The organism is Streptomyces sp. NBC_01320 (assembly GCF_035974375.1).
In the GTDB taxonomy this organism is placed as follows: Bacteria; Actinomycetota; Actinomycetes; order Streptomycetales; family Streptomycetaceae; genus Streptomyces; species Streptomyces yanii.
In genome coordinates this window covers 188,781-209,391 of sequence record NZ_CP108391.1, presented here as the reverse complement: position 1 = coordinate 209,391, position 20,611 = coordinate 188,781, and the positions used below count along the sequence as shown (strand labels likewise).

At 66.7% G+C, this 20,611-nt stretch carries 8 protein-coding genes; 2 read left to right on the top strand and 6 right to left on the bottom strand.

All coding sequences use genetic code 11. The features are described 5' to 3' along the window. The first annotated feature begins 602 nt into the window (after positions 1–602). The gene (locus OG395_RS56420) at positions 603–9,683 is read left to right on the top strand and encodes a hypothetical protein (RefSeq protein ID WP_327249952.1); all 9,081 of its coding nucleotides are present in this window, start codon (positions 603–605) and stop codon (positions 9,681–9,683) included. 486 nt (positions 9,684–10,169) lie between these two features. Here OG395_RS56420 and OG395_RS56415 read toward each other — a convergent pair whose 3' ends face one another. The 6 genes from OG395_RS56415 to OG395_RS56390 all read right to left on the bottom strand — a co-directional run bounded on the left by OG395_RS56415 (position 10,170) and on the right by OG395_RS56390 (position 16,725). Then, positions 10,170–11,408, bottom strand: coding sequence for a branched-chain amino acid ABC transporter substrate-binding protein (locus OG395_RS56415; RefSeq protein ID WP_327249951.1), 1,239 nt, complete (start codon positions 11,406–11,408; stop codon positions 10,170–10,172). A 113-nt stretch (positions 11,409–11,521) separates the two neighbouring features. Further along, positions 11,522–12,169, bottom strand: coding sequence for a GTP-binding protein (locus OG395_RS56410; protein ID WP_442818820.1), 648 nt, complete (start codon positions 12,167–12,169; stop codon positions 11,522–11,524). Beyond that, positions 12,108–12,476 (bottom strand): DUF742 domain-containing protein, encoded by a 369-nt coding sequence (locus tag OG395_RS56405; RefSeq protein ID WP_327249950.1) that lies wholly within the window; start codon positions 12,474–12,476, stop codon positions 12,108–12,110. Before OG395_RS56405 ends, OG395_RS56410 begins: the two co-directional genes overlap by 62 nt. A 59-nt stretch (positions 12,477–12,535) precedes the next feature. Continuing rightward, the gene (locus tag OG395_RS56400; protein WP_327249949.1) at positions 12,536–12,988 is read right to left on the bottom strand and encodes a roadblock/LC7 domain-containing protein; all 453 of its coding nucleotides are present in this window, start codon (positions 12,986–12,988) and stop codon (positions 12,536–12,538) included. A gap of 1 nt (position 12,989) precedes the next feature. Beyond that, positions 12,990–15,500, bottom strand: coding sequence for a sensor histidine kinase (locus tag OG395_RS56395; protein WP_327249947.1), 2,511 nt, complete (start codon positions 15,498–15,500; stop codon positions 12,990–12,992). A 55-nt stretch (positions 15,501–15,555) separates the two neighbouring features. After that, a complete protein-coding gene (locus OG395_RS56390) occupies positions 15,556–16,725 on the bottom strand; it encodes a hypothetical protein (RefSeq protein WP_327249946.1) in 1,170 nt (389 codons plus the stop codon). Positions 16,726–17,251: 526 nt separating this feature from the next. Between OG395_RS56390 and OG395_RS56385 the strand changes: the two genes are divergently transcribed. Beyond that, positions 17,252–20,236 carry a hypothetical protein gene (locus OG395_RS56385; RefSeq protein ID WP_327249945.1) on the top strand — a complete coding sequence of 995 codons (2,985 nt, stop codon included), beginning with the start codon at positions 17,252–17,254 and terminating at the stop codon, positions 20,234–20,236. Positions 20,237–20,611: the final 375 nt, after the last annotated feature.

The following is a 20,611-nucleotide window of genomic DNA, read 5'->3' as shown; positions in this document are numbered from 1 at the left end:
TCATCAAGGCGTAACGCTGAATCCGTCAGCACTCCGTCAAAGTCGCTCACAATTGGCCCAGTCAGCTGGCCGCATGGGGTATGAAACTTAGCACGGGACCGCGGGCTGAGGAGTGAATCCGAGGAAATTGGCGTGCCGCTACTCAGCTACCTGCAGAGCTGCTCAGAATAGCGAGAAGTCGTGGCAGATTAGACCAACTGGGTCCCGAGTTCGATCAAGAGTATGGATTTTCGCCAAACAGGTCGGACTGGACTGCCGTAAGGAGTACGAACAGAAACCTTTCACGGCCTACTCGATGAGCGAGGAATTCGGGCCTGATCGAAGCCATCTGCGACGAGCCGTCTCAGGTCGGAAGACGCAGGATCTGGCTTTCGGTGGCATTCACGACCAGGAGTCGCGGACCGGGAACCACTAGGCACGGCTCGTTACGTCGCCAGCGCACCCGGCGGCGCATCATTCGGACATCGGCAGCGACAGCGGCTTCGGGCAGAGAAAGACCAGACGTGGCGATTGAGTTCTCTGCGGGCTTCAGGGAGTTTCTTGAGGTTTGGGTTGGCGCGAGTGTGGCGTCGGGGGATGAGGACCTGGGGTATGAGAGCCGGTTGCCGTATCAGAAGCTGGCGGGTGATCTGCGGGCGTTGTCGGGTGCGATGCAGGGTGCGATCGCGCAGGTGGGGTATTCGATGCCCCCGGCGGTGGGGGACCAGTTCGTCGGGGCGATGAGGCTGTTCGTCGATGACAACGGTGTGAACCATCTGTTCCGGCTGGCGGATGAGCTGGAGAGGACGGGTGAGCGGCAGGTCGACCGTTCGCGGAAGCTGGCCGAGGGCAAGTACGAGATTTTGATCGAGTTCTCTTTGATGAATCTCGAGTTGGCGATGATCGCGGCGTTGTCGGTGTTCACGGGGGGGACATCGTTTGCCGAGGCGGCGATGGTGCGGGCGCGTACGGCGTTGTCGATCATTTTGGCGATGCAGCGGTTGGGGCGTGCTGCGCCGATGCCGTTCACGGCAGTGCTGGAGGCGCTCGAGGAGGCGTTCACGTCGTTCTTCGCGCAGTTCCTGTCGATGACGGTGCCGGACAGTCCGGATCGGCGTCGGACGTCCTTCGACTGGCAGGACGTGGGCAGGTCGGCGTATATCGGGTTCTTCGCGGGGATGTTCGGCGGTGCACTGGGCGAGGTCTACGGGAAATATGTCGCGAAGCATTTCAAGGACCGGCACTGGCTGAAGGAGAGCTCGGAAGTTCCTTTCGCCTTTGTGAACGAGGGTCAGGCTGCCATGTTTGGTGCAGCTATGTGGGGACTGACCGAGAACAAGTTCGCGCTCAACGGGCAGGAATTCTTGATGTCTGGTGTGAGCGGCGGGTTAACCACAGCCGCGGAGATTGCGATGGACGCGCCCATTCTGGGACTGTACCGCCAGTTCTTCCACCAGAAAATTTCAGTGACGGAAAAATTCTTCCACGACAAGGCGGATGTCCTTGGCGCGCCAGTTGCGGCACGGGAGAACAAAAGCCACCCTCTAGCGACCGGCAGTGTGGATGGCCCGCCCCTCACAGTGTCCCCCGGGCCGGCGGACACTCAACTCTTCCTGCCACAGGAGCCGGAGCCGGGCGCACCCATCCCTCACCTGTCGGATATTCCGCAGGCCTTCAGCAACTTCAGAGATGCGGCGTCGATCTTCAGCGAGGTGTCCTCGTTCACCGATGTCGAGGACGTCTCCACGACCCTCGTGGATACCCGCCCGCAGACCGGCTCGGGTCCGGTGAAGGGCGGTGAGGAGGTGCCGACGAGCGGTGTGGACCTGCCGTTCGGCGCAACCGGCGTGTTCACCGGTTCCGGTCTGCCCACAGGGATGGACGCCTTCGGCGGAAGCTACCACCGGCACTACCAGATCCCGGACCAGACCTCGATCGAGCAGGTACAGCAGCCGCGTCATGAGACCGAGGTCATGCCGGAAGGCACGCAGCTACTCGGCCAGAGCGTCCCCACGGACCCTGGCGGCGTGACTGCACCGACGCCGTCTGGTGCCGTCAGCCCCTCGCTGAGCACGGGCGGGACCCAGCCCTCCCGTACCGGTGGCGCCACATCCGCGACTGACCCGCAGGACGGTTCCGCCACCGCCACGGGTGACCCTGCTGCGGAATGGGGAACACCGGCCCCGGGGGCTCTGCCCTGGGCTCTCGACCAGCAGGACGCCATGCGAAGCGACCCCTCGTCGTCATGGGTCCGCTCCACCGCGGCTGTCTCGGAGACCAGGACAGGGGCGATCCCCAACTTGCAGGATCCGGCGGCGGAGGTAGTACACAACCGGTTCGCCCTTGGTTCGGCGTCCGTGCCGTCTGTGGTGGCGGCGGTGATAGGCCACTCCGTGGGGCAGGCGACTTCGGACGAGATCGAGCGGCCTCTGTGGGAGGTGCGGTCGCGCAACCTGCCGCGCGAAGCGGACGCTGTGATCGAAGCAGCGGATTCCGCCGCAGCCGTCCCTGCCATGCAGAGTATCCACGCAGCCACTGTGGGCACGGGGCCCGATCCGTCCGCGCGCGCGATGTCATCAGTCTTGGACGCGGCACACAGCAGTGACCCCGACGTTGTGCTGCCGAATGCCGTGAATACTGCGCCGCGGGACAGCCTGGGTACCGCCGCGACGATCACCGGCGGGGACGTTCGGGCGCAGCCGGACAGCTTGCCTAGTCTGCCGTCGAAGGCTGGGGACATCGCGGAGAGTGTCCACGCCGTGTTGACTGGCATGTCAGCCGGTGCCGTGGAGTATGCCCCGGTACCTGTCCCCCAGCAGGCCCTGCCGAGCGAGTCTGTTCCGGCTGGGCCCGCAGCCCACGCGGACGGTGTTGCCCTGCCTCACCTCTCTCCGTCGTTCGAAGTCGGCGATGTGGTACCGCCGAAGATGGCGATCCGGCAGGAGTCCGGATCGGATCCCGCTGGGAGGTCAGACATCCCGGCAAGCGCGGGCGGCACTCCCCGCCACGCTGTCCCCCAACCTCCGTCGCACGCTTCTGGGCCCGCACTCGGCGCCCGCACACCGGAACTGGCCGCGCCGGTCGCCGAACCGGTCCGGCCCGATCAGTGGCGACCCCGGCGCCCGGACGCCCCGACGTCGCCCCTGAGCGTCGACTGGTTCGAACCGGGACGCGATCCTCTGCTGCAGGACCGCGTCCCAGGCACGCTGTACGGACGCAACATCCGGATCCGGATGCGGATCCAGCGGATCCAGGCCGACGACGGCCGCTGGGTCCGCAACCTGACCCTCCACCTACCGGTACGTTTCGGGGATGGGTTCGAACCCGGGGAGCTGCCAGCCTTCCAGAACCGGATGCGCAACCTCCTAGGCACCCACGTCAACCACGGCCTGCGACTGCCGCGCTCAGGCGACCAGCTCCACGTCGACCTGGTGCTGACCACGGCTCCCGAACACGCCGAGGCGGTTGAACTGAGTAGGACCGCAAACCCCGGCCGCTCCGACCAACTGCACATCCGCCTGCACACCGACGGCCCGTCGGCCGATCTGGAGAAACAGGATCGGAACCAGCAGCGGGACGACGCCGTCTCGCTGCATGAGCTGATGCATTACGCGGGTCTGCGGGACCAGGCCCGCGACGACGACTCGCTGTTTCGACGCCTGGCCGGGAATGCCGACGGCAACGGCCTCATGGCTGATACCAGCAGGCTGGCCGAGGGGGTGATGACGGTCGACTACCTGAGGACCCTCGAGGATGTCTCCGACTCCGGCCCGGTCGTGCGGGACCACCCCTTGCCCGGCCTCCGGCCGCAGCCGAACAGCCAACGCGAGCTGCTCCCGGTACCGGCGGACCCGGCCGTCGTCGCACCGCTGCCTGCCTCCGGCGACGACCGCTGGGAGCCCAGCCAGGCGCCACGCGACAGGAGCGCCCTACCCTCATCCTTCGTCCAGACCTATGGCTCCCAGCACGACGGGAACATCGGGCTGGTCCATGTCGAACCGGTGCCCGCTTCCGTGGTCGACGGCTTGCATCGTCAGGTCATGACGGCGCTGGGCATCCCTCGCCCCGCGGCCGACGGCCACCTGGTGCTGGCCCAGCTGCGGGACCGGTTGAGTGCCGAGCAGTTGGCGCAACACCTGGCGTATCTTCGCAGCAGCAGCGGCCACGAAATCACGGTCGAGGTAGGCGGTCGGGCACGCACCGTTCATGTGCGGATGGCGCTGCGAGCCCCGCTCCGGTCGGAGCGCTATGGCGCCCACAGCGTCGAGGACCCCGAGGCCCGGGTGGAGCGACGGGGCGTCGGAACGCAGGAGTCGTCGAACTCGGCTGGCAACGGGAATGTGCGCACGGTCGCCGTGCCCTGGTCCGGCACCTTCCCGATCCGTAAAGCAGGTCCGGTCAAGGTCGTCGACGGCGCGCTGTCGCTGACGCTGACACACAATCAGCTCTCGACATCCACCACCGTCACGCATGGGGTGCAGACCTTCACCGCGCAGCGTGCCAGGGAACTGTCGCAGCCCTTCGCATTCTCGTCGCAGTGGGAGATACGGCTGGACGCTGCCCCGCTGGGGCCGCCAGTGGACTGGAGCCCCGCGCAGGTCCACGGCCCCATCACCATCTGGTTCCCGCAGCATCTCGCATTCGACAGCGACAGGCCCCTGCCGCAGCCTGCGGACATCGACGACCTGCCGCTTTGGGGGGTGGACAGCGTACAAGAACCGGGACGTCTGCTCGCGGAGGTACACCGGGAGTTCAAGAACGAGCTAGTGGGGCTGTCGCAGTCTTCGGCACAAGAGGTGGAGTCGTTCCTCTCAGAGCTCTCGCTGCGGGGCACGCTCCCGATGCAGCGCAGCGGCGGCCTGTTCTCGCCGATCCTGCTGGGCAACAGCGGCCAAGCGATCGGCATAATCCAGTTGACCACCGAGGTGGTGCTCGCAGAGCCCACACACCGCACGGTCGATCGCAAGATCAACCTGGAGCATCATGTCCATCAGTACGAGAAGGTGGACAGTTCGGTCAAGGTGACCAACGGTATCGGTCTCGACGGCAGCGTCGGCCCATCCTTCACCGCAGACCGCGCCGCAGGCCATGCGGCCGCGGCGTCGAAGGTCTCCGGCAGCCTCGTCGGCAAGGCAGGTGTGAAGTGGCAGACCAGCGATGCGCTCGGCGCGGGTGGCTCTGCCAGCGTCATCCACTCCCTGCGCAGCAACCGCAGCCATCTGCTCGTCCCGGCCAGGGTGTCCCACCGGATCACCTTCATCCAGGCCGGAGGCGGCCGGACCACACATGACTTCGGGCCCTGGGACAGCGGCATGCGGCTGCGGGTTCTCAGCCGTGAAACCGCGCTCGGGCGGCCTCCCGGTCCAGACACAGACGGATATGAGCTGCCTGAGGAACTGGAGAACTTGCAGAGCCTGGGGGTGTCCGCCGTTCCCCTGGCAGTGGAGGGCACCGCGCCGCTGTTCGAGCGGGCCGAGCAGTGGCTGCGCGAGCAGGGCTTTCTCCCGCCGGCCCAGGAGTCCTCCCGGCAGCCTTTCGACGAGGGACTGGTGCAGGCCCAGCTGATGAACCTGCGACGGTTCGAGCAGGCCCGATCCTCACTGGGGCTGCGCTCGGCGGTTGACGCCATGGTGGACGGCGGTCAGCCGCTGTGGTTGGAGCAACCCAGCGGTACGGGGGGTACACGCCGGGTCCGACTACGGCTGACCGCAGCACGGGACACCGCTCCCGACACCCCCGCACGACATGTGCGCACACTGCCCGATGTGCAGAGCCTGGGTATATCGATGTTCAGCGTCGGCGGCACTCAGCAGCATGGATACAGCTACGGCTGGCAGGCCGGTTTCGGCGGTGGCCCGCAATACCCGTTCGGAGGGGACAAGCGGCCGTGGTCGCTCGGCGGCAGCGGGGACTACACCTACTCCCGTCAGACCACTCATACCTCCACGGTCGGCGCCGGTGTCGGTCAGGATCAGTTCTTCAGGAACAGCTCGACGCTCGGTCCCACCGACACGGGTCAGGCCAGCGAGGTCTTCGAGATTCCGTCGCTGTTCGCCCTCGACCTGTATGAGGGGCCGGGCCACGGCCCCGCTGTGCGGTTCACCAGGAACGACCCTGCCGACGGCAACAGAACGGGCCCGGCGACTGCACCCGGACACATCGCGCTCTCGGTAGGACGCCGCCGCCTGATCGAGCCGGGCCGGGGAAGGCGCGGTGAACTCCCAGGCCACCGAATCCGCGAGTGCACCGCCGCCGATCTGGAAAAGCTGGCCATGACTGGCCCGGACGGAGCGCCGGTCCCGGGAGTCGTCCGGCTTCCCGACGACGCGATCACGGAGGTGTTGCGCGGCTCGGCCGCACTGCAGGACGCTTTCGCGCAGATCATCGCCAACACCTATCCCGGGCACCCCGAGCACAAGCGCGGACTGCTCGACAACGTAAGGGAGGCGGCTGCCGTTCATGTACCGGAGCGGGTATCCGCTGCTGCTGCCGCCACGGCGGACTGGGTGTCCCGCACACTGCTCGGCCCGGACGCGAACCACCCGACCACCCCGGCCGCCGAGGCACTCTGGTCCGCGATCAGCCCGACCGCCCTGATGGCGCGCGCCCACCAGATCTTCAACAGCGGATACGTCGTCGAAAACCTGACCCTGCCGGGCCTGGGCACCGACCAGGAGTTCTCAGTCGAACTCCAGGGCTACCTGCACGGCCCGGAGCACAGGGGCAGTGCGGGTCAGTACCTTGAGACGGACCTGACGTCCACCGACACCGCCTCTCAGCAGCAAACCAAGACGGCCGCGCACCAAGCCGCTATCGCGAGCACCGCACAGCAGTTGAACCCCAAGTCCGGCGAAGTCACTACCCAGTCCGGCCCGCAGAAGCCCAAGCCGCCTGCCACAGCCAATCCCTCCGCTCGCTACGCCTACACCCACCGGACGGACAAGACCGACACCCTGTCCTCGGCCACGGGCGTGATGCGACTCCCTACCGAGAGCGGCACCCAACATCGCATCCGCACCCATGCCACGATCCTCCTGACAGTTCGCCAAGGCAGCCGCAACCTGATCGGTAATGCCTTCGGCGCGGGCAGTGCGCCGCCGGTCACGGTCGCCGTCGACCTGCCGCACGGTGCACAGTTCGCCATGAGCGACGAACAACTGGTCCGATACGCCGCATGGTTCCGGAACGTCGAGGGCTTGAACATCCCCGACCGGCCCGAGGCGAACCTTCCCCTTCCGGACCGGTTCGCCCGCACCAAAGAACTGGGCATGGCCGGCATCATGTCGGTCAAACAGCTCAACGATCACGCCTCGGACACCGGTCGCCCCACCGAGCAGCACGGTGGTCGCCGCATCGAGCAACGCGACCGGCTGCGCAAGGAACTGACCGCCCTCGTGGAACGCGAGGCACCTGGCTCCACGCGCCCCGGCCACTCCTCCTACCTCCCCGGTGTGATGGCCAGAATCGCCGACTGGACCTCGCCGGCTGGCCTGCGGACACTGCCTGGCCGAGGACCCGAAGGCGTACAGCGCTTCCACTTCCGGCACCTGGCCATGGGCGGCGCTCGACTGGTAGAGGTCAGCTTGAATGCCAGGCCCCGTCAGGACACCGCCGGACTGCGCACCGTACGCGGCCACGACGCGGGCGAGGCGTCCGGCAGCGGCCTGGAGCAGATGCACTTCCACTCCCCCGCGAACACCTCCAAGAGCGTCTCCACCACCCGCCTGCACTCGGGGACTGTCAACCCCACCACCCGCTACGTGCGTCCCGCCGACGACACCCGCACCGACCGCACCGGGCCCGCACTGACACTGAGCAGCGTCCGCACCAACACCAGCAAGGTGTCCACGTCCGCCGAAGACCGCTACTGGCTGCGGACCGAAACCGCGGCCGACTTCGAGGTGGAATACGACTACACGGTCTCAGTCCGCTCCCAACTCGTCGCCGACTGGCCGCCCAACCTGGTCGGCGGCCTGATCACAGGCGGCCTGCTGGCCTGGTCCGACGAGAATTCCAGTCTCGCCGCGTGGGTGCACCAGACCCTGCACGGCCGCCCCGCCCGGACGACCACCGTCCCGGCTCTCGTCGCCCTGAGATTCACCGACAGCGAGGCAGCCGACCCTGTCAAGGCGTTCGATCCGACACCGCCCGGCATCTCAGTCGTCCACCCGGCCGAGGCGCCCGCCACCGGCCCCGGAGGAAACCGCATCACCGACGGGCCACAGCTCATACCCACCGGGCCGACCCCGGTGTTCCACTTCGACGGCTCCCCCCAACTCATGCAGGCGCTGAACACCGTCGCACCCCGGCTGGCCGACGACTGGCAACAACTGCCCGCCTCCGCCTCCGCCGAGGCAACCGCCGTACGCATCGGCGAACTCATCCAGGCCGGGAAGATCAACCTGGACCTGCCCCGTGCCACCAGCGGCCTGACCAACACCATGCCCGGTGCCTGGCCCGAGGAGACCAGCCCCGACACCCCTCCAACCATGCAGATTGCGCTCCACAACCCGAGGCGGATCACCGACGCCGGCGGCATCACCCTCGACAGACTGCGCCTGCACACCACCACTGCCACCACCTCGACCGTGGCGGGGAGCGCCTCCGCCACAGTCCTGAATCTCGTCTACAACTCCGACGGCGCCGCCGGCAGGCACACCGGAGGCGCGAGCGTGCCGCTGCTGGCGCAGCAGCCGATCACCCAAGGGCCCGTCTCGGCCACGTCCGCCTCCCGCCGGGAGTGGTTCAAGCTCGGCCTAGGGGTGGGTGGCAGCACCCCGGTGCCCAAGACCGGACGCGGCGTGCGCAGCTATGAGACCGCGGTCGACACAGTGATCACGGTGCAGGGCGCGGAGGGCGTGCGTTATGTCACCGGCAGCGCCGTAGCGCGGCTCCTCGAACGCGACGTCCTGGGCTTCGGCGTCACCGACGCGCGCACCGACCCGCAGGTGTACGACCTGCAGTCGATGCTCGCCGAGCAGCCCGACGCCGACCTGCGGAACTGGGCCACCCACCCGCTCGCCGACCTGCCGCATGTCCTAGCCGACCGCTTCGACCCCCAAGATCCCGCCGCTCAACTGTGGCTCGCCATCGGCGCCGACCCTGACGGCTCACTGCTCGGCCGCACTCTCTACACGGCTTCACAAACCGCTGCCACTGCCAACCGGCCGGTCGAACTGGTGCTACGCGGCGACGCAGGCCTGCATCACTGGCGGTTCGATCGCACTGGCGCTCTGGAGAGCGCCGATCAGCAGACCACAGACGCCTGGAACCGGGTCTCGACACAGGTCACCGCCATCGCCGTCGCCCACCGAGCACAGGCCGGCGCCCGCCTCCGGGAGAATGACCTGCGCGCCCGGCGGGCCGCCGCGCAGAGTATCCGCACCGCCGCTGACGTCGACCGCCAACCCGCGGACACCTCACGGTCCGGCGCCGCGGACGCGTCCTCGTGGGCACAAGAGGTGGAGGCCGCTTTGGAAGCAGCCGCCGATCGCGTCGCCTGGGCTGCTGACCTTGTCCAGTACATCGACCAGGCCGTCAACGACCAAGCCGAGCATGCCGCCGCCCAGACCGCCGCCCAGGCGCAACTGTCAGGGCTTGCGGAGTTACTCCGGCAGGCCCGCCAGGCCAGCGGCGAGGGCCTGGTGAACGTCCCACTCAGCTCACTGGCTTCCACACCCGCCCGATGGCCTGGTCACTCATGACTGTCCATGCCCTTACGAAAACCTCATCCGTGCAAGGAGAAGAAGCCGCTCGCTTAAGCTGTTGCCGCTGGTGCCCTTGTCTGAGGCGCTGCTGCCGGAACCGCCGTTCCCGCCCGTCGAGGCGCTGGAAGACGAGTGCGTCAGGCGAAGGCGTGCTGACGAGGACGTCTATCCCCGTATGCGCTCCGTTCCGGGCAGGCGGAGTCCCCCACGACCTGACCCTATGGGTATGGCCAGAGGCGACAGACAGGCCCCGAACCATCCCACTGGTCACACGGAGGCCCCGAGTGCTGACGCCGCACCCGAAGTACCGGATCGTACCGAACACGTTAAGCCCCCGCCCGACACCCCCACAGACCGTCACACCGTTCACCCCCATCGTGGCCACCTGCGCCTAAGCAGCTTGCATGCCCAGCAGCTGTGAGCCCCACCGGCACCCGGCTGTCAGCCGAACGGAGCCGACGTCATCCAATCAATTCCACTGCATCAGCTCACGTAGATGCCTGTGCTCAGGGTCGCCCATTTCCCTTTCCGCACAACGTAAACCGTCAGCTGCTTGTCGGTGGCGTCTCCATATTGGTCGAACGATACCGGTCCGGTCATGCCGGCGAATGTGACCTCCGACATGGCGGCCGAGACCGCCGCGCGGGCATGGGCGGGCAGCGTACTTCCGTTGTCGGCCACAACGCTCTTGACGGCTTCGACGATGGCCCAGGCGCTGTCGTAGGCATAGCCGCCGTACGGGCCCGGTGGCGTCGAGTAGCCGGCGATCTTGTAGTTGGTGACGAAGGCCCGGGCCGAGTGGACCATATCCGCGGGGGCTCCCACGGAGATCGCGACGTCACCCTCGGCCTGGTCGCCGGCCAGGTCCATGTAGGTGGGCTCGTAGACGGCATCGCCGCCCACGACGGGAATCGCCGCGCTGACCGCCTTCACTTGCCTGCTGATGCGTCCGCACTCGGGGTAGGCGCCTCCGCAGAAGACGAATTCGGCACCCGAGTTTGCGATCCGGGCGGCCAGGGTGGTGAATTCCTGGTCCCCCACGCTGATGCTGCTCTTTCCTGCCACCGTTCCGCCGAGCCGGGTGAACTCTGCCTTGAAGGTTGCAGCCAGGCCCACGCCGTACGGCTCGTCGTCATCAATCATGAAGACTCGCTGCTTGCCGAGTTCCCTGTAGACGAATTGAGCGGCGAAAGGGCCTTGGCTCGCGTCCGTGGTGACTGTTCTGAAGTAGGACTGGTACGGCCGCGCCGTGCGACCGGAGAGCCAGTCGGGGCCCAGCGTCAGGGCCGGGTTGGTGTTGGCTGGCGACACCAGGGTGAGGTCGGCCTGGTCCATTGTCTGTTGCATGGTCAGGGCAACTCGGGAACTTTGTGGCCCGACAACGCCGATCACATCCGGCTGGCGGACAAAGAGCCTGGCATTGACCTTTCCTCGGTCCGCCATGGCGCGATCGTCCAGGGCTTTTATCTTGAAGGTGATGCCCGGCACCACTTGTTTCTCATTGGCCTGCTGGGCCGCGAGTTGCACCGAGTTCACGATGCCTTTGCCTGGATCCGCGAGCGGGCCTGTGAGTGGCGCGCTGACCCCGATCGTGACCGTGCGGAGACGGACGCTGCCGTCGTTCGTGCCAGCGTCGGCGCCGCAAGCGCCGAGGACGGCAAGCCCCACGGTCAGGGCGGCGCTACCGGCCAGCGCTTTTCGGTACTTCTTTCGGTGGAGCACGTCATTCCTTCCCGGCAGTCGATGGATCTGCCGCGGCGACTTCCGCGGGGAGCCCGAACGTGTGAATACAGCGGTGCCTAGAGACTTTCGTTGACCGGCACTCAGGTCGTGACTCACCTGGGTGCTGCGGCTTGAGCGAAAACGAGTGCCTGGTCGAGTACGACGAGCAGCGCGTCCCGTACGGACACTTTCTCGCGTGCGTCGAACTCCACCACTGGCACTTCGTGATCGACCGCGAGAGCCCAGCGCAACTCTTCCTGCGAAATATGTTCCCGGGTGGGAAAGCGGTTCACTCCGATAGCAAAGGGCACTCCGGCCCTCTCGAAGTAGTCCACCGCAGGGAAGCAGTCCTCGATACGGCGTGTGTCGACGATGACCAGGGCGCCCAGTGCTCCGCGGATCAGATCTCCCCACATGAATCCGAAGCGGTCTTGGCCAGGTGTACCGAACAAATACAGCTTGATGCCCTCGTCGATGGCCAGCGAGCCGAAGTCCATGGCCACGGTGGTGGTCCGCTTGTCAGGCGTAAGACTGTTGTCGTCGATCCCGGATGCCACCGACGTCATGACGGCTTCTGTGGTGAGGGGCACGCTGTCGGAGATGCTGCCGACCGTGGTCGTCTTACCCACGCCGAATCCGCCCGCGACAATGATCTTCACGGGCATCGGCGGGCGTTTTCCCGATGCGCGGCGGCTTTGTTCAGGAGATTGCGCGGAGACCACGGATGACCCTCCGGAGGGTGTCGACGTCCCGGGAAGCATCGAACTCGGCTATATGGGCGAGGACGCGGCCTTCCGCGTACAGGTCGGCTACCAGTACGCGGACCACATTCAGATGCAGGCCGAGTCGGGCGGAGATTTCGGCAACCGACAGCGGTTCACGGCACAGCTCAACGATGTCCCGGCGCTCGAAGGTCGTGTGTCTGTAGTCGGTGAGGCCACGTTCGGTCGCCACCACCTGGGTCTCGATGGCGATGGCCTCGCTCGAGCCTTGGGTGCGTCCCTGAGTGATAAGGAAGGGGCGGGGCACCAGGTCCAGCGGAGGAGGATCAGCGGATGGTGCGTCCACAGGCCCGAGGTTTCCATAACCGCTCTCCCATGACGATGGCGGTTCGGGTCCGTACGCGGTCATGCCTGGATGTGGTTCTTGAGCTCACGGATGAGTTCCGGGGTAAGGGCGGCGCCCGCCCGGTTGGCGAAGAGAGTCATCTCGTAAGCGACCTGCCCGAGGTTCGCTTGCTTCGAGGCGATCACCCCCATCACCGATCCGCATCCGATGGCGGAGATGAGCAGGTAGCCGTCGTTCATGTCGACGATGACCTTGTTGAGTGAACCGAGCTGGTAGGACCCCGCGACCCCGCCCGCGAGACTCGTCATGCCCGCGACGATGGCGGCGAGGCGGTCCACATCGGCCCGCTCTCCCTCGATGCACTGAGCGATCATGAGCCCGTCGGAGGATACGGCGATGGCGTCGCGCACCCCCGCGGTATTCCCAGCGAAACGGCTCAGCAGCCAATTGAAGTTCTCGGCATCCTGGCTCAGGCTGCTCGATGGTCCCAGGTGCATGTCCGAGCTATTCATCTCAATCTCCTTCTGGGCTTGGGCGGGACTGCGAGGCCCGGGCTATACCGGCCTCGAACTGCTCGATCATGGCGCGCGCCGCCTCGGGATCCATGGGATCGCTCCCGAGATGTCCGGCGTTCGGGATGAAGGACCCGGCCGGCATCTGGGCTCCCGGCACCCGGCGCACCAACCGAGCGGGCTTGCCCGCGCCGTCCCCAGGGCGCTCGGCCAACGGCAGCACCACGGCCGAAGCAGGTTCACCAGTCGGAGGAGGGGGCAGCGCCATGGCTCGGCGCGTCTTTCTCACCGGCAGCCGCTCGGGTGTGAGCCCCGGGGCAGCCGAAAGGGTTCGCACACCCCGCGCCCCTGCAGTTTTCGCGGTCGTGAGTCCCCCGTTCAGCACGGGTTCGATCCCGCTCCCCTGTTCCGCTTTGAACCAGTCGAAGGGTCCGGGGCTGGACCCGGCGAGGGACGCTCTACGCATGGCGCCAGGGCTGATGCTCTCGACGGTGACCGGCTGCTCTTCGGCCGGCGCGTCAACAGAGAGTGAGAGTGTCCCGCCGAGATGCCGCACCGTGTCGGCCTCGGTCGGCCGACGCGGAACGGAAGGCCGGATTTCGGATGACGATGCGAGGGCCGACGGCTGAGGCACGCCCGCTGTCAGTTCCCGGTTACCGGCAGGGTCGGCAGCGATGTGGAACACCGCCGCGGGCAACAGGACCCGGGCGGTGACGCCCCTGTTCGGCGTGTGCCCCAGTCGGACCTGGAAGTGGTGGCGCCGGCTCAGCCGACCCACCACGAACAGGCCGAGGAAGTCGGTCGACACGAGGTCCAGCCGCTCTTTGCGGACCAGCCGGTCGTTCTCCTCCGCAAGCCGCGAGTCCGCCATGCCCACGCCCTGGTCGACGATCTGGATCAGACACAGCCCGCCGGGCAGAACCTCGGCGGAAAACTCGACAGGAGCGGTCGGAGGTGAGAAGGAGGTGGCGTTGTCCAACAACTCAGCGATCACAAGGGCGAGGTCCGCGGCAACCTGGGGAGACACCAGAAGCGGAGGGATGTCCCCCAGACGGACACGGCGGAACCCCTCGATCTTTCCCAGGGCCGAACGCGTCAGCTCCCCCAGCGGAACAGGAGAGCTCGCCAGAACGGGCTCCGTCCACCCCGAAAGCACGACCAGACTGTTCGCATACCGCCGCAGCCGGGACGAAACGTGATCCAGGCGATACAGACGTTCGAGGACCTCAGGGTCGGTCTCCGAACGCTCCATCCTGTCGATCATCGACAGCTGCAGCGCGGCAAGGTTCTGGGTGCGGCGTCCCACGTTGCCCAGCATGGCCGCCGCGTTGTCGCGACTGCGTACTTGACGTTCGATGAGAGCGACCGCCGCGTCCTGGACCCGGTTGAACGCCACCGCTAGTTGCCCGAGTTCGTCCCTCGTCAGAGCCGGCACCCGCCTGATACGGACCGATGTCTGTCCGGAGGACGACCCCGCCGTCTCCTCCACCACCCGCGTCAACTCGACCTCGGCGGCCTGCGCGACCTGCTCAGCAGCACCGTGGAGAAGACGCAGCGGTCTCGCGATGGACCGGGCCATCCATACCGTGAGCCAGACCATGGCGACCGTGAAAACCAAGACGGCCAGGGTGAAGGCAAGCGCCCACTTACCAGCGTCCGACGCGTTGTCGGAGGCGACCGCAGCAGAGTCACGAGCGATCTTGTTCTGGACCAGCAGGCGAAGCTGGTCCAGAGAGTCGCAAGCCGCGAAAATGCGTGAGGCCGTCACTCCGTCGGGCAGGTCGCTCTGCTGCGCGGTGCCGCGCGGGTTGGCGTAGGCCCAAAGACTCAGCGCATCGGCATAGGTCTTGATCTTCGCAGCTTCGCCACCGGACTCGACCTTCTGGAAAAGGTCCACCTCCGAGGGGCTCGCGCCCCGGAGGAACCGGCCCTTCTCGGTGTTCGCTACGGCCGTGCGGCTCTCGACGTCAGCCATCAACTGCCGCGCCTGCCCACGGTCCGACACCACAGTCAGCAGCAGCGCACCAACACTGCTGCTGCTCTCATTTACACGCAACAGCTCTTCCACCGTGGCCTGTTCCCGGCCGAAGGCCTCCCGGCCGTTTCCCTGTGCTGCACCGCTGGAAGGCAGCGCGTCGAGCAGCGCGGAGATCACTGAAGCGTAGTGGGTGTCCACATCAATCGGTGTCAGGTCTCGCTTCAGCACCAGATGTCTGGTCCGGTCCAGATCGGAGGCCTCCCGGAACGCGGCTGTGAGCCCGGCAGGCGCGCCCGGTCCGAGCCAGTATTCTCGGAAGTCGCTAACGTCAGCGTCCGTTTGTGAAGCCTGCCGCACGACCGAGTTGCCGTCGCCGTCCGGCGTCGCGAGATATGCACTGGAGTACAGGCGCTCCCGCTGGAGGTCCGCGATGAGGTCGCCCACCTGCCGGGCCAGTCCCAGCTCCTTGGCCGACTGCGTCGACTCCCGAGCCGACTGAACGCGCTCGGTGACCAAAGGAGCGGTGAGCAGCACCGCGGCCGTGAGCGGAAGGGCTGCGAGCGCGATGATCCGCTGCCGTACCTGAAGATCAGCGAGACGCACCGGCCGCCTTCTTTCGCGTGGGACGACCATGCTTCGGTCCAGAGGGCAGGACATCGTCCGGCTGAAGCCCCGAGAGCGCATCGTCTTCGGGTTGCTTCTCATGGCCCGCATCGGCGAAACTGCCCACCCAATTCGGGGTTCCTGCCCGCGGCCCCTTCCCTCGGGAGCGTGATGCCCTTGCTCGCCAAGCCAGCGCGACTGCCGCGAGAGCAAGACCCGCAATGAGGACCACCAGCACGACGAACCGGTTCTGCTCGATGTCCCGCTCTCGTGTGGCGAGCAAGTGATCCAGCTCCTCCAGTGCGGCGATGTTCAGCTCCAGCGCTGTCCGAGCGAGCTCGGACCGACGGCTCTCCAGGAGTTCAGCCCGCGGAGGGAGGGGCTGATCGACGAGCGGGGAGCTCGGTGCGAGCGGCTCGAGCGCCGTATGAAATGCGTCAATCTTGCCAAGGAGATCCTTACCGATGGAGCGGCTGGCGCTGCTGCCGAAGCTCTTCGGCAGCCCAGCCTCGACAGCGGATGCCGCCGCGCTCACGCGGTCCCGGGCCACAAGCACGCGGGCCAGTGGGAGGTCTTTGCCCGTGCCCTGATCACGCAGCACCTCCAGATCGGCCATCCGGCCGCTGTCGGCGATGACCGATGGAAGCCGCAGCATCCCTGCGTCCATCAGGTAGTAGCTGTCGATCTCAGGGTCGAGAATGAGCTTTGAGGTGTCCCCCACCCGCAGCATCAAGAAGAGGGCGACGTCCATGGCCTCCGAGTAGGCCCGGTAAGCGTTCTGGCCGGTATGGGATGTGGCGGCCAACTCGGCTAGCCTGGTCCGCAGATCCACCCAGCTGTCCTGGACCCGCAAGCTTCCGCCCACGGTCCTGTCCGCTTCCGCCACCGCCGCGACGGCCTTTGTGAGAACCCGCGGATCCGGACGGCGTCCTGCCACCGCCGCGGACTGACCGTCCGCAATGGCGGCGATCAGCGTGGCCATGGGCCGTATATACGCCACACCGCGACGCTCGACCTGCACGAACTCGAGGTCACTGCTGGACACTTGCCCGAAACGCACAGTGGTGTAGGTGAGCGGCGTCAAAAGACCGAGGACCACACACAGCACGGCGAACAGCCGGAGGCCGCGCGACGGGACTCGCTTCGCCTGGAACATTCCTGGCATGGTCAGAAAAACCAACTTCCCACGGTGACGAGATCTGAGCTGTCTTCCCATAGCTGGAAACGTGCTCAGGTCTTACCGAGTTCAGAACATTCCCGCGCCAACCCGGGTCGGACCAGATGGGGCCCCACCTGCGCGTTCTACGCCGACGCGGACAGCCCCCCTCGCTTCACTGCCCATTAAGCGGCGTTGGCCTGGAAGTTGCCCAAGGGCGGGTGGGCCAGCGGGCCGGATTTCATGTCTGCGATCACCTGTTCTACTACGGCATGACGCTGATGATCTTTCTCGGCTTCGACCAGCGACAGGGGCGAATCGGTGTACGCGCAGGTAGCGATTGGTGCTGAACAGCTCGCCGTGCTCCGGAACTTTTGAGGGCGTCAGCGGTTCGCCCGCGCTCGCCGGTGAACCGGCCCATTGGCGCCCTCGTATCCCGGGGAGACAGAAGAGCAGAAGGAATCCGGAGCAGCTCCGGGTCCGTTGCCAGGCTCGCGAGTGTGGACACGTCTCGAAGGGGGCCGCCATGTCATCCCGGTTCAAGCATTTGCCGGATCCGCTTCTGGGAACCGTCAGTGAGGTTGGGGGGCTGGCGATGCACGCCCCGCCGGTGACGGCGTACGAGTGGTCGGGAGCATTGTCCAACGGAGTGTTCAACACCAAGCCGTGGTGGGAGGAGTACGTGACGGCTGGGCTGCCCGCCCCACCTGCACCCTGGAAGGCACGGCTGATCCCGGCGGGCATCTGGCTCTACTCGGGTACCCCATCGATACAGGATGCGACCCGAGTGGCGAGCATTCCCGTTGAATCGGACCGTATGGCAGTCGCTGTTGGCGTCGAGTCCCCGAGCCAGGCCATCCTCGACACAATTGCCGCCCTGCTGAGTGTGCTGCCGCCGGACTCGCCACGCGCTGTGCGCCTTTTGCTGCCGCTTCTCGACATGAGAGTGGCCCAGGCGTTCGCAGCCCATCACCGGGTCGACCTGGTCGCAACCCAGGGGCCGCTGTCCCTCGAACCAGGACGTGTGGTCACGTCAGGTCTGGACGACACCTGGGGGGAGGGCTTCTGGCAATGGTACCGAGTGCGCCCTGACCGGCCCCAGGAACCATATGGTGCTCTGCATCCCCGGCCTGCCTGGGAGCGTGCCCTGACCGCCGCTGGCCGGCACCCCGCTGTGCCGAGCGCCAGAATCGGGCGTGTGGCGGCAGGGCTGACCTTGGGGCCCCTCGGTGTACCGGATCCCCGCTTTGTCGAGTTCGCCTCCAGAATCAGTCCGAGTGCCGATTTCAGAGTGATCGTGCAGGCGAACGGTCTCGATCCTCTTCTCATGTCTGCCTGCACCGCGCTGCTGCGCGAACTACCGTGGGAGACCGCTCGCCAGACCCAGCTCATCTGGCCTTACGCCGCATCTGCCGAGGCGGCACGCCAGTCGATCCGGGAGCTCGCCGAGCACATCGGCGTAGAGATCACCGCCCCTACGGCCGGAGTACGCTTGCGTGAAGGCGGCGGCGACGTCCACGGGGCGCGCTCCGATGGGACGCTCAGCCCCTGGGTGCGCTTCGCACCCGGTGAGCCGGAGATGTGGGAAGGAGCGTTGCTGCCGGCCCCCGCGTGGAACGCCAGATTGCGCAACAGTCTCAGCGCTTTGCCCACAAACATGATTCCCGTGAGGGTCGAATCCGGGCTCTACCTCACGGCAGGGCAGAAAAGCCCTGAGTACAACACGCTCGTCGGTGCGTTGGTGCCTGACCGCGAGGCCATGACTGTCTTCGCGGACGGCGACGCGGCACGCCCGCGGGAGCGGCGGTCGCTTCAGACGCTCCTTGACGGTCTCGACCCCTCGTTGCTGCCAGGGATGCGGCTGGTCATGCGCTCGGCAGCTGATGGCGGCACGGGCTCTTTCGCCCAGATGCTGGCCAACCGCTACCGGGTGAGAATCAACGTCGCCACGACCGAGTCCCTGAGAGAGGCCGTTGCCCGGAAGGGGCAGGCACAACTGAAGTGGAATCCTTTCCGCCCTCTGGCCACAGCACCTGAACCCGTCCGTGCAACCGGGCCGAGTGCGATCAACGCCTCATGGAAACCAGCGCCCGCCTCATTGGCTCGAGCCATTGCCAAGGCTTCAGCGGCGCAGCCGGTCACGGACAATGCCGAGAGCCTCCCCACCACCGCCCGATCGGCACGCGAAGGACCAGCCTTGGCACCTGCGGTATTCGGAGGGCCCCGGGTCCGTGCCATCACTCGTGTGCACCCGATACCCGCCGCTACGTCGATTCCAGCCGCGACAACCGTGGCGACGCCAGCGGAGGAACCGCAACCTCACGCTGAACCGGTGGTCGAACCGAGCCCGCGGGCGACCGCCGAATCGACCCCAGTAGCCGATGCAGCCGGCCCCGGGTCGGGCCCTGCGCAGCGCAACCTACCGCCCCCCACGCCTTTGCCGGTTCCGGGCGTCGAAGGGGACGGGGTTGATATGGAAGTGGCGCCCAATGCCGCCCTCCTGACCCGGCGCGCGCCGAACGACGACGCCGCAACGCTCGGCAATGGATCCGGCACCAAAACTCGGTCCGTGGCAAACCCTCCCCCGGACAGAGCTCCGGACACACAAGGGACCCGCCCGGCTGGCCCACGTGCCCCGGCGGAGCCACAGTCGGCCCCGGTCGTCAGCGAACCCGACCCAGCATTGAGCATGCGACCGAGCCGGGATCTGGAGCAGGCCGAGCCCGAACCCTCGGTGCCCATCGCCCTCCTGGTCCGGCGCACCGACCGAAGTACGGACGCGGAACGGCGAGGTTGGCGCGATCTGATCGGCCCCCGGCGCGACACCCACCTCATCGCTGTCAACCATGTACTGGCACAGCACCCCGCCCTGCGCGGGGCGCTGCCCCACGAGTCGCTTAACGGTGTCACCTCGGACCTTGCCGCCCTGCGCTCGTATCTGGAGGGCGACCTGCCCGGCATAGAGTTCGCCCTACGCGAACAGAACCCGCAGATCAGGGATGCTGCGGTGTGCGTGGCCTCTGGGCTCCGGATGCTGCCGGTGCACAGTGGGATCGCCTATCGGACGGCACAACTCCCCGCTTCCGCGCTCGACGTGTACACCTCCGGCGCAACCGTTGTCGAGCCCGGATTCGTGGCCGCTAACAGCCGCAAGGCCATCTTCGGAGGGAATGTCCTGTACGCCATCTGGAGCCGCACTGCGAGGCGCACGTCAGTGATCGACCGCGACGGAACACGTGACGAGGTCCTCTTCCCTGCCGGCGCAGAGTTCTCCGTCCTCGCCGTGGAGCCCTGGGCCGATGGCTCCAGCCGCCTTGTGATGCTCGACGAGCGGATACCCGAGGCACGTCCTGCTGAGGGCTATGCCGACGAGGGCGACAGACTTCTGGAACGGATGCGTAGCTGCACCTCCTTGGCCACTGTCGGGCCCGAGGACCTGGCCGAGGCGCCGGAACGACACCGTCTTCCGATTGGCCTCGACGAACACAACCAGCCCGTTCGGCAAAGCTGATCGCTCGCCCTCGACCGAGGGCGCCAGCATCGGTCATCGGGTGCCCATTCTCCGGGCCAGGGATCGACCGGCATCCACGGCTCGATCCGATCCCATATCGCATCAGTGATCACTGATCGGACAAACACATCCGATCAACAGGCCCGCCACTCAAAGAGACTTCCCAATGATGTTGGAGGTCGCCAGGGTGAATTGCCGCAGAGGTTATGAGCTGCTGTCGGTTTGCTGAGCTGAAGTGAATTGTGGTGAGCGGGAGTGGGGCGTTACCCGGGCCCTGACCCCGGGTTTTGGACACCGGAGACACTTGGATCTTGATGGTCCGGGTGGATATGGAGCCCCGCACAGATGGCAATGAAGCACTACCCCGCCGAGTTC